Source organism: Paraburkholderia sediminicola, from assembly GCF_046027355.1.
Lineage (GTDB): Bacteria > Pseudomonadota > Gammaproteobacteria > Burkholderiales > Burkholderiaceae > Paraburkholderia > Paraburkholderia sediminicola_B.
In genome coordinates, this window is the sequence record NZ_JAQQEK010000048.1 from 41,169 (window position 1) to 51,901 (window position 10,733).

Here is a 10,733-nt window from a genome sequence, read left to right on the forward strand (position 1 = left end):
TACTTTACCGTGATTGCCCTAAAACGTTCATCCGCCCTGTTGATGCCGCTACTGATGGCGGCCTGCGCGGTAGGTCCTGACTTCAGGCAGCCGGCCGCCCCGAGCGGCGCGGGTTACACGCAAGCTCCGCTACCGTCGAAGACCGCAGCGGCCACCGGCGCAGTGGGAGGAGCGCAGCAATTCGCTGTTGGCGGCGATATTCCGGGCCAATGGTGGACGCTGTTCCAGTCGCCCGAGCTCAACGCGATGATCGACCGCGCGTTCAAGGCCAGCCCAACTATCGCTGCCGCACAGTCTGCGCTTGCCGTGGCCCGTGAGAACGTGCTGAGCCAGAGGGGGACACTCTTTCCGAGCATCGGCGTCGACGCATCGGGCAGTAGAAACGAAACGTCCACGGCGAGCCTCGCTCCCGTCGCCGCGAACAACCAGCGCATTTACTCGCTCTATACCGGCGAGCTGACCGTATCGTATTCGCTCGACGCATTCGGCTTGAATCGCCGCATGATCGAATCGACAGCCGCGCAAGCCGACAATCAGCGTTTCGAACTGGAAGCGGCTTATCTGACCTTGAGCAGCAATCTAGCGCTTACAGCGTTCAACGTTGCGTCGCTGCGCGGGCAGATCGCTGCGCAGCAGGAGGTGATCAAGGCCAATGTCGAGCTCCTCGACATCCTTCGGCGTGAAAGCGTGCTCGGTGAAGTTGCCGAGGCGGACGTCGTGCAACAGCAAGCGGTGCTTGCGCAGTCGCAGACCGCGATACCGCCGCTCGAGAAACAACTGGCGCTGCAGCGCGACGCGTTGATCGCGCTCATGGGCGGCTTTCCGAACGAGGACGTCGCGGCCGACTTCGACCTGTCTTCGTTACGCCTGCCTGATGATCTTCCCGTCAGCCTCCCATCGACCCTCGTGGAGCGCCGGCCCGACATTCTCGCCGCGTCTGCGGCATTGCATGCTGCCAGCGCGCAGGTGGGTGTCGCAATCGCCAATCGGTTGCCGCAAATATCGCTAACGGCGGCGTTGGGAACTTCGCCCAGTGCCATCGCGAACGCATTTACGCCATACAACCAGTTCTTCACCGTTGTCGGGAAGATCGCCCAGCCGATCTTCCAGGGTGGAGCACTGCTGCATCGCCAGCGCGCGGCGCAGGCGGCATTCGATCAGGCCAGCGCCCAATACCGCTCGACGGTGATCAACGCATGTCAGAACGTCGCCGATGTATTGCAGAGCGTGCAGGCGGACGCGAAGACGTTGCAGGCGGCCGTCAATGCGGAGCAGGCTGCCTCGCGCAGTGTGGCTATCCAACGTGAAAAGCTGCGCTCAGGCGAAGTGTCTTATCTGTCAGTGCTGACCGCGCAGCAGACCTGGCAAATGGCACGCATTGCGTCGATACAGGCAAGGGCCGCCAGACTGGCGGATACGGCGGCCTTGTTCCAGGCCGTGGGTGGCGGTTGGTGGAATCGGTCCGATTCACTCGTCTCGACGTTCCCGTCAAACCAACCGCGATAAAACAGATCATGAAACGACTTTGTACAATTTTTTCGTTTGCGATCGTGCTAACCGGTTGCGCGACGCAGTCGCAATTGCGCCATCCCACCTCAAACCAACAGGCATCGGATGGCACAGTAGTCGACTACGCTGGCGTGCCCTGCGGCAACCAGAATGTGCATGTGAAATCGCCCGTCTGCCTGTTTCCGCGGACCCTGACTCGCGTCACCCGGAGCCCATAGGGGGTTTTGATAGTCGTCTCCGTTCGAGTCGAACGGCTGCGTAGAGTTGGAGGGGCGTTGCCCGCCCGATATCATGTCCAAAATCGGGGCAGCGCCCCGAGCCCCCCAACCGTCCGGCGTCTCTCCCCGCGCCGCCAACTCCTTCGCCACGACCCGGAGCCTCCGTGAAATTCGACACCACTACCATCCGACTGGTCCTCGCCATCGCTGAGGAGGGCAGCATTTCCCGTGCTGCCGACAGACTCAGTCTGGCAGTGGCGGCCGCATCCCGCCGCGTGACGGACCTGGAAGACCAACTCGGCGCCAAACTCTTCAAGCGCGTACCGCATGGGGTCGAAATCACCGAATCGGGCGACAAGCTACTCCAATACGTCCGGCAGATCGACAACCTCATCGACCGCCTCGAAGGCGACGCGCATGCTCTCAACCAGGGCCTCGACGGCCGCATTATCATCGGCGCGCCCAAGGCCGTCGTCATCCAGTTCCTGGCCCGCGAGATTGCCGGCATCCAGCGCAAATATCCCGGCATCTCCTTGAAGATCGTCGAGGAGAACAGCAAGATCGTGCAGCAACTGCTGCGCGACAAAGTGATCGACGTCGGCGTCTACGAGAAGAAAAGCGGCTTCCTGGATCTGGCGAAGTCCCCGTATAGGGAGGACCGCCTGGTGCTGGTCTATAACCGTCCGCATTTCCAGTTTCCCGACGGACCCGTCGGAATCGACGATATCCTCGATCTCCCTATCGTGAGTCTCGGCAAGGGCTCCGCGGTCCTGTCCGCCGTGAAGCGCGCGTACCGCAGCCGCGGGCGGCTGTTCCCCAACAATTTCACCGTCAGCGGTTTCGACACCATGCTGGTGATGGTGCGCCATGGCCTGGGTGTCGGCCTGATGCCGCCCGATGTCCTGCGCAGTTTTCATCCTGAGGAATCGCTGGCATCCGCCGAGCTCCAGGGCGACTGGCACCAGCGCAGCTACGTTCTGTCCTGCGTCGAGGGCCACGCTCAGAAGCAGACCCTGCGCAACGTGGTGACCGAACTGCTCGGCAGACCGGGCTAGTCCCCGGGCGCGGCGCGCCGCCCGGTTTCGCAAGGCGCGAAACCAGACATGATCCAGGCGTTCTTGCGGCGGCCCTGTCTGTAGCGGACAGTGAGAGCAGAAGACCGCTGGCCACCCGGCATGGCTTAGCGGTCTCACTCACACCTTTTACAGAGGAGACTCGGGATGACCGAATCGAAGCATCTGCCGCTGCAAGGCATCCGCGTGCTGGACGTCAGCCAGGTCATGGCGGGCCCGTTCGCCTGCATGCTGCTGGCCGATATGGGCGCGGACGTAATCAAGGCGGAGCCGCCCGAAGGCGACCAGACCCGCGGCGCAATGGGCTTCAAGATGAAAGGGCCCGACAGCATGGGCTTCCTGAACATGAACCGCAACAAGCGCTCGCTGACGCTCGACCTCAAGAGCGACGAAGGGCGCGAGTTCTTCTACAAGCTCGCCAAGACCGCCGACGTGATCGTCGAAAACTACCGTCCGGGCGTGGTGCAGCGTCTGCGCATCGACTACGAGTCGATCAAGGCGATCAATCCGAAGATCGTCTACGTCAGTATCTCCGGCTTCGGGCAAAGCGGACCGTGGGCGTCGAGGCCCGGCTTCGATCTCATGGCACAGGCCATGTCCGGCGTGATGAGTGTGACCGGCTACAAGGGCGGCAAACCCGTCAAGGCCGGAGTACCAGTGGCCGACATCGGCTGCGCGCTGTTCGCGGTCTACGGCCTGCTGTCTGCCTACGTTGGCGCGCAGAAAACCGGTGCGGGTCAGCACATCGACGCGTCACTGTTCGATTCGGTCATGGCCTTCTCGATCTGGGACATGTCGGAATACTGGGGCACGGGCGTGCCGCCGACGCCCCTCGGTACCAGTAACAAAATGAGCGCGCCCTACCAGGCCGTGAGGGCGCGAGACGGCTACTTCGTGATGGGCGCCACCAATCAGAAGCTCTGGACGAAGCTGTGCGAACTGCTGGAGCGTCCGGACCTGGTCGCTCACGTCGACTATGCGAGCGTGTCGCTGCGACTGAAGAATCGCGAGGCGCTGATCGAGGCCTTGGAGCAGGAATTCGCGAAGCGCGACAGCGCCGTCTGGGTCGACGCGATGCTCGCCGCCGGCATTCCGGCCGGCCCGATCCTGTCCTATCCCGAAGCGTTCGAGAGCGAGCACGCCACGCACCGTCGGATGTGCATGGAGATCGATCACCCGAACGAAGGCAAGGTCAAGAACATTGGCTTTCCCGTCAAGATGCTGGGCACGCCGCAGACGGTGCGTCGTCATCCGCCGCTGCTGGGCGAGCACAACGACGAGATCTTCGCCGAGATCGACGGGACGGCGCCATGAGCGAACTGGTCAGTCTCACGATCCATCAGTCGGGCGTAGCGGAGATCGTGATCGACCGCCCTGAGCGGCATAACGCAATGACGCTCGATATGTACAAGTCGCTGTTGACGCTGATCGCTGAGTGCGCAAAGAACAGCGGCGTGCGCTGCGTCCTGTTCCGGGGCACGGGCGGCAAGTCATTCATGTCAGGCACAGACATCGCGTACTTCAGAGACTTCCGCAACGGCCGCGATGGCGTCGCCTACGAGGCCTTCGTCGAGCGAGTGATCGACACGGTCGAACGCATTGCGGTGCCCACGGTTGCCGTGATCGACGGGTGGGCCGTCGGCGGCGGCCTGGCACTGGCAACGGCCTGCGATTTCCGGCTCTGTAGCGACGGCTCGCGGTTCGGGGCGCCGATCGCGAAGACCCTCTCCAACACGCTGTCGTCGCGCAACATCGCACGGTTGTATGCGGCGCTCGGCGTGCCGCAGGTCAAGAAGATGCTGCTGCTCGCCGAATACCTCACCGCGCACGAAGCGCTAGCGTGCGGCTATGTCTATGACGTGTGCTCGCAAGACACACTGCAAGACGACGCCCATACGCTCGCGCAACGACTCATGGCGCTTTCGCCGGTCACGCAGAAGGCCGTGAAGGAAAGCCTGCGCCGCATCGTCGTCGAACAGCGGCTCGACGACGAAGATCTGATCGAAGAGGTGTACGGCAGCGCCCGTTTCAAAGACGCCGTGGTCGCCTTTACCTCGGGATCGTCTGAAAAATAACAACGAGCAATGTGGAGCGAGACATGAAACGAATACAGTTCAAGGCGACCACTACCGTACTGCTGATGTTGTGCCTGATGTACTTCATCACCTACGTCGACCGCGTCAACATCAGCACCGCCGCTGGGCAATTCAAGTCCGAACTCGGGCTGAGCAACACGCAACTCGGCTTCATTTTCTCGGCTTTCGCGTACCCGTACGTGATATTCCAGTTCATTGGCGGCTGGGTCAGCGATCGATTCGGCGCCAAGCGCACGCTGATCGCCTGTGCCTTCATCTGGGCGGTGGCGACAACGCTGACGGGCTTCGCCGGCGGCTTCGCAACGCTCGTCGCGGCTCGGCTGCTGCTGGGCCTGGGCGAAGGCGCCACCTTCCCCGCGTCCACCAGCGCAATGGCGTCGTGGGTGAGGAAGGACAAGCGCGGCATGGCCCAAGGTATCACTCACTCGTCGGCGCGGCTCGGCAACGCGGTGGCGCCGATGCTGGTGCTGGCTCTGATGACTGCGTTCGACTGGCGATTCGCCTTCTACCTGCTCGGCGCGCTGAGTTTCGGCTGGCTGGTCCTGTGGTACGTGAGCTACACAGAAAAACCGGCGGATCATCCACGCATCACAACTGGCGAAATTGAGAGCCTGCCACCGCCGAGAGTTCGTCCGGTGGAAGTGCCCGGCATCTCGGCGCGTCTCTATCGTCGTTTGCTGCCTGTCTCTGCCGTGTACTTTGCTACAACTGGATCCTCTGGCTGATGCTCGATTGGATGCCGCTCTACTTCATGCATAGCTTCCATCTGAACATCAAGAAGGCGGTCATTTTCACGTCAGGGGTGTTCGTCGCCGGTGTGTTCGGCGATCTGATCGGCGGCCTCATTAGCGATAAGCTGCTTCGACGCACCGGCAGCCTGAAGCTCGCTCGCAGCGTCCTGGTAGCGTTCTGCATGACCATGACCGGCTTGTCGCTGATCCCGGTGGTGCTGATCCACGAACCGATGTATTCGCTGATTTTTCTGGCCGCGGCGATGTTCTTCAACGAAATGAATATCGGGCCAATGTGGGCTATTCCGATGGACATCGCTTATGACCGCTCGGGTACGGCCAGCGGCATCATGAGCGGAACGGGCTTCACGGCAGCGATCGTCAGCCCGGTTGTGGCGGGCTATCTGATCGACCGACTGGGGAATTGGAATGTCACCTTTCTGCTGTCCATCGGCGTAATGGCCTGCGGTGTACTGCTGTCTTTTATCATGAAACCGGATATGCCGTTCGTCGCAACGCCGAAGCGAGCGGCGCCTTCGGAGTACGCAGGTCGAGATGCAGCGTTCCCGATTGTCGATAAAAACTGAAAAAAAAAGTAAATGCCTTAGGGGACTTGTAGCGGGAGTGGATGGGCACGAGCGCCCTCCACTCCAGAATATCGCCTGCCGGTCCACAGACCACAGACACTGCGAGTCCCCCCAAAAAATCAACAGCCTAACCCGTCCGGCGGGGCGGGGTGGACCATCACATTAGTTGGGGAGGTCGATTTCGTCGGGCCGCCCTAACGTGCGGCATGGTTGCACGGTTTGTTCTGTTCGTTGGTCGGTGCGTGACGCGAGGCGGCTAGCGCCGCTGTATGGCTCCATTGCCACGCTCAATGCGCCTGCTGCCTGCCGCGACCGGCAGTGGCCGCGCCCCGGAGACATCCGGGTGCGACTCACGACCGTCCGCTGCACCATCCAAAGCGGTCGGTTACAAAACGTGCGCAACTCCGGGCGCGCGGACCAGGGCCGACGGCGCTGTCGGGTTTTGACCGGGTCGCAAACATGCGGCGCAGCTCTGTGCGACCGCAGCAACAAGGTGCACGGCGTCAGTTGCACTCACTCCACGGCACCACCCGCGTAATTCCTTTGCCCGCGCAGACGTTTCACAATTCGGCCAAACGCGAGCCACTGCTGCGCGATCAATCCGTCGCCATACGAACGCCCTGAACCATGCGGCACGGGTAGCTGGTCGCGGATGCCGGTCGCCTCGACGGCGGGGTTCCATGAAACGGTGCGGAACATCATGTCCCACCACGGAAACAGCACGCCGAAATTGCAGCCGTAAGCCGTGCCTTCATGGCCGTAGCCCACCGCGTGGTGGCGGCGGTGAAAGATCGGGCTGACGATGATGCGCTCGAGCAGCCAGCCATACGGCAGGCGTGCATTGACGTGCTGGATGCTCTGCAGGGAGTTGCTGACCGCGACCAGCACCACGAACTGGCTCGGCTGCACGCCGATAAACAGCGAGATCGCCGCGAAGAACGCTGCCTGGATGATGTCGTCGAGAAAGTGGTTGCGGTCATCGGCCCACAGCGACATCTGCTGCTGGCTGTGATGCACCGCATGCAGTTCCCACCACACGCCGAATCGATGCTGCCAGCGGTGATACCAGTAGCCGGCAAAATCGAGCACGATCAGATAGATCAGGAACGACACGACTGGCTGATCCGTCACGCCTGGTCAGAGGCCGTCGATATTGACGTTCGGTATGTCGTAGATCGATATCAGGCTCTGCCAGTGAAAGAATAGCGGTTGCAACATGAAAAAGAACGCAATGTTGATGATGCCGAGCTTGATGATCCACGTGTAGATCACGTCGGCGCGCAGCGCCTTGCGATCCTGCCACAGTTCAATGGGGCGCAGCGCTTCAAGCGGCCGCAACGCAAGATACATCACGACGATTTCCAGCACGCCGATAATCACCCAGTACAGTGCGTCATAGCTGTCTTCATCGTAACCCATCAAGCCGAAGCGATAGAAGAACGGCTGCACGACGTCGACATATAAGAGCGTCTGCAGCGCGGACACCATATTGTCGAGTTGTGCGACGATTTCATGAAACATCAGAATCCTCGTGTTTTAGCAGTTCTGCCAGAGCGCATGTAACGGCAAGTTTCAGAGGACTTGCCCCGCCTAGTCTGGATTAGGCGCCACGACCGGCGCACGGTTGTCGAAAAAGATGCCGTGCGGCGAGCGGCCCACCGCAATGGTATCGATCAGCTTGCGGGTGGTCAGATCAATGATGCCCACATGCTTCGCGAAGCGGAATCCCACCCATAGATAGCGCTTGTCGGGAGTTAGTTCCATGTCATCGGGCCCGGGCATCAAGCCGGTGATATCGCCGGCATTGGTGAGCGTGGTGTAGTCGATGATGCTGATGGTGCTGTCGACGCGATTGGAGACCACTACATGCTTGCCGTCGACGAGGTTGCGGAAGTTGTGCGCGCCACGGCCCGTGTGGATCTTCTTGACGATCTGCTGCTTGTGCCAGTCCACCACGGCCACATCGTCTTCGCCAGTCATGCCGACCAGCAGGTAGTGGTCACCGGGAGTCATCCACAGACCTGCGGGTTCATTGCCCACGTGCATTTTCCAAAGCACTTTCTGGGTCGGCAGATCGATCGCTGCGAGTTCGCCGGAATCCTGTAGCGTGACGAACACGGTGCGGTTGTCGGAGGCGAACGTCATGTGGCTGGGTGTCTTCGCCAGTTCGATATGCTTGACCAGCGCCATATTCGTACCGTCATAGCGGTAGATGTCGACGCGGTTCATGCGCAGCGCAGCCGTGACGAACCATTTGCGATCCGGAGAGAAGCCGAGTTGATACGGATCTTCGACGCCCTCCACAATGCGCTGCAACTTGCCGGTGTGCGGGTCGACGAGCATCAGGTTGTTCGACACCGAATCAGCAACGACCAGGGAGCGGCCGTCGGGCGTGATCATCAGATGATGTGGTTCCTTGCCGGTCGGCTCCGTGCCGATGATTTTGTGCGTGACCTCGTCGATCAGCGTCAGTTGCGCTTCACCGGAATCGAGCACGATTACGCTATCCGCGGCATTCGCGCAATTCGCTATGGCCAGCATGCCGCACAGCGACGCGGCGAGCGCTCCGATCCTTGTAATGGAAACGATAGAAAATGGCATTTGGATCGTATTCACGCGGAAAGATACATTGAGGTGGAATGTAATAAAGATGTCGGACCTTCGTTGGTCGCGGTAGCGACTGTCCCCCTTCTAACGTTTGAACCGCCGCTATCGATGACACGACAGGCGAGGCCAGATGCAGAAATTGCCGCGCAACCAGGCTATCGAACCATTCGGTTTTCTGCGTTCACGAGGCAAGCGGTTGCCCAGTTGATCTCGCTCGACCCGTGAAGGTCGACTATCAAAATACCGGGAGTGTCTGTTACAGGATGAGCAACGGCCCGTGGACTGCGGATGACGACCGCCCATCCTTGGCCGCTTACTGCCTGCCGGCGATCGGCCGCACGCGACCCCGTTACGGCCGGTCCTCGATGCAAGGCGAACGGCGGCTAGCGGACCCAACGCGGTACCACCTGCGCTACGCGGCATCCATAGTTTGTCCAAGGACAGTTGTCGCACAACCCATACTTTCACTTTCGATGGACGCAGCCCGCATGATGACCGGGAATTTCAACCGATCGACGTCCAGGCAGTATCTCCCCGGTTCTGTCAGTCCGCACGACAACGAACACAAAAGAAATCAGTCGCCCGGCGTGGCATGAAACGCTGTACGTTTGGCATGCTTCGATGCATCCACTCGATTGAATGAGAGTCGCCCGCATCACATACTGACCTCAAGGGAACGCCGTCGGATTGCTATCTACCATTCGGGAATACCGTGCAGTGCCAGAAGAGCTTCTGCATGCACAACGGTAAAGCGTTTCCGCCAACGAAACCTTAAATAGCCATCAACCGAATCGGGTATACGTATGCTTTTGACGCTCCTATTAGAACGCCTCGACCAGTGGCTGAGAAATTTCCACCGGACCCGCCGTGATGAACACCTCGCAGCTTCGAAGGATATTGCCGAGCTTGAGCGCCGGATGAGAGAGTTTGACGGTTAGCTCAGGCCGGCCCCGGTCGCGAGCGATTCGCGATAGCGGCGCCAATGCCCCGCTCTATGCCCGTCGCGAAGAGGACAATGCGTCGTCGTTGCCATTTTTCGCAGGCGGCTCAGATGGGACATTTTTCATCCGCCGAAGGAGCGCACCTTACCGCGGTTATACGTCCGTATAACCAGGCAACGCTAACGCGGTATCGGCATACCCGACCGTAGAGTAGATTCGCCCTTCGGCAAAACCTATTCTTCTCTCATCGAGAAAGCGCTCGCCGCTTACGTATGGCGAGAGCCATTCTCTGACAGCATGTCCGAAGTCGTATTGGGTTCAGCGTTCGTGCGGAAGAAATCGGTGGATGGCTGCGACGCGCACAAATTGCTTCGAGATAACAAGCATGTAATCCGAGAGACAGGACCGAGTCAACAGCGGTTGGCCAGAATGGAATCAACCCGTCCGGTCAGCGCCGAAAGGCGCCAAGACGCGTTGATAGTGAATACCACAGGAGATTGCCATGTTCATCTATTTGATCCGTTATCGCGCTGGCTGCGGCCGTTGGTCGGTCGCCTTCGCACAGGCCGCTTCACAGTCCGACGCTGAAGCGATTGCAACCTGCCGTTATGGCGCTTTCCATTCCGTCAGCCGTGCCGGCTTGGTCCGAGTATAGAAAACGTAGTTGTGGTGGAGGCAGCTATGGAGTTCAGCGCATTTATCAGACAAGCCGAACGGGACGCCGAGGTGATCGACGCGCCTAACGTCTCAATCCTCCTGACCTCCTTGGATCTCGATCAGTCACAATTTTTCATCAAGCTTAAGACGACCGGTCATCTAAATTACCGGAAAGGTATTTCATGCAAAATTTCATGTTTCATAACCCCACACGAATCATTTTCGGCGAAGGCCAGATCGCCGCACTCGATGCGCACGTCCCGCCCAACGCGCGAGTGCTGATTACGTGCGGCGGCGGCAGCATCAAGAACAAC

7 protein-coding genes and 2 pseudogenes are annotated in these 10,733 nt (G+C 60.1%); 7 read left to right on the forward strand and 2 right to left on the reverse strand.

Annotated elements, in window-relative coordinates; genetic code table 11:
• The first annotated feature begins 9 nt into the window (after nt 1-9).
• The 5 genes and pseudogenes from PQR42_RS41805 (at nt 10) to PQR42_RS41825 (ending at nt 6,214) form a co-directional block, all read left to right on the forward strand.
• The gene (locus PQR42_RS41805; protein ID WP_408495560.1) at nt 10-1,506 is read left to right on the forward strand and encodes an efflux transporter outer membrane subunit; all 1,497 of its coding nucleotides are present in this window, start codon (nt 10-12) and stop codon (nt 1,504-1,506) included.
• A 385-nt stretch (nt 1,507-1,891) separates the two neighbouring features.
• Entirely contained in the window at nt 1,892-2,782 is an 891-nt protein-coding gene (locus tag PQR42_RS41810; protein ID WP_408391662.1) for a LysR family transcriptional regulator, read from the forward strand.
• 165 nt (nt 2,783-2,947) lie between these two features.
• Complete coding sequence (locus tag PQR42_RS41815; protein ID WP_408495562.1) at nt 2,948-4,114, forward strand: CaiB/BaiF CoA transferase family protein; 1,167 nt, start codon at nt 2,948-2,950, stop codon at nt 4,112-4,114.
• The gene (locus PQR42_RS41820) at nt 4,111-4,875 is read left to right on the forward strand and encodes an enoyl-CoA hydratase (protein ID WP_408495564.1); all 765 of its coding nucleotides are present in this window, start codon (nt 4,111-4,113) and stop codon (nt 4,873-4,875) included. Before PQR42_RS41815 ends, PQR42_RS41820 begins: the two co-directional genes overlap by 4 nt.
• 23 nt (nt 4,876-4,898) lie before the next feature.
• Nucleotides 4,899-6,214: pseudogene (locus PQR42_RS41825) on the forward strand (MFS transporter).
• 513 nt (nt 6,215-6,727) lie between these two features.
• On the opposite strand, the pseudogene PQR42_RS41830 reads toward PQR42_RS41825, so the two are convergent.
• Together PQR42_RS41830 and PQR42_RS41835 are read right to left on the reverse strand one after the other, a co-directional pair.
• Nucleotides 6,728-7,735: pseudogene (locus tag PQR42_RS41830) on the reverse strand (sterol desaturase family protein).
• Nucleotides 7,736-7,804: 69 nt separating this feature from the next.
• Nucleotides 7,805-8,755, reverse strand: a complete 951-nt coding sequence (locus PQR42_RS41835; protein ID WP_408495569.1) for a YncE family protein — start codon at nt 8,753-8,755, stop codon at nt 7,805-7,807.
• Between the two features lie 869 nt (nt 8,756-9,624).
• Here PQR42_RS41835 and PQR42_RS41840 point away from each other — a divergent pair.
• Both PQR42_RS41840 and PQR42_RS41845 read left to right on the forward strand, forming a co-directional pair.
• Nucleotides 9,625-9,759 (forward strand): DUF3563 family protein, encoded by a 135-nt coding sequence (locus tag PQR42_RS41840; RefSeq protein WP_408391649.1) that lies wholly within the window; start codon nt 9,625-9,627, stop codon nt 9,757-9,759.
• A 505-nt stretch (nt 9,760-10,264) separates the two neighbouring features.
• A complete protein-coding gene (locus PQR42_RS41845; RefSeq protein WP_408495566.1) occupies nt 10,265-10,417 on the forward strand; it encodes a hypothetical protein in 153 nt (50 codons plus the stop codon).
• Nucleotides 10,418-10,733: the final 316 nt, after the last annotated feature.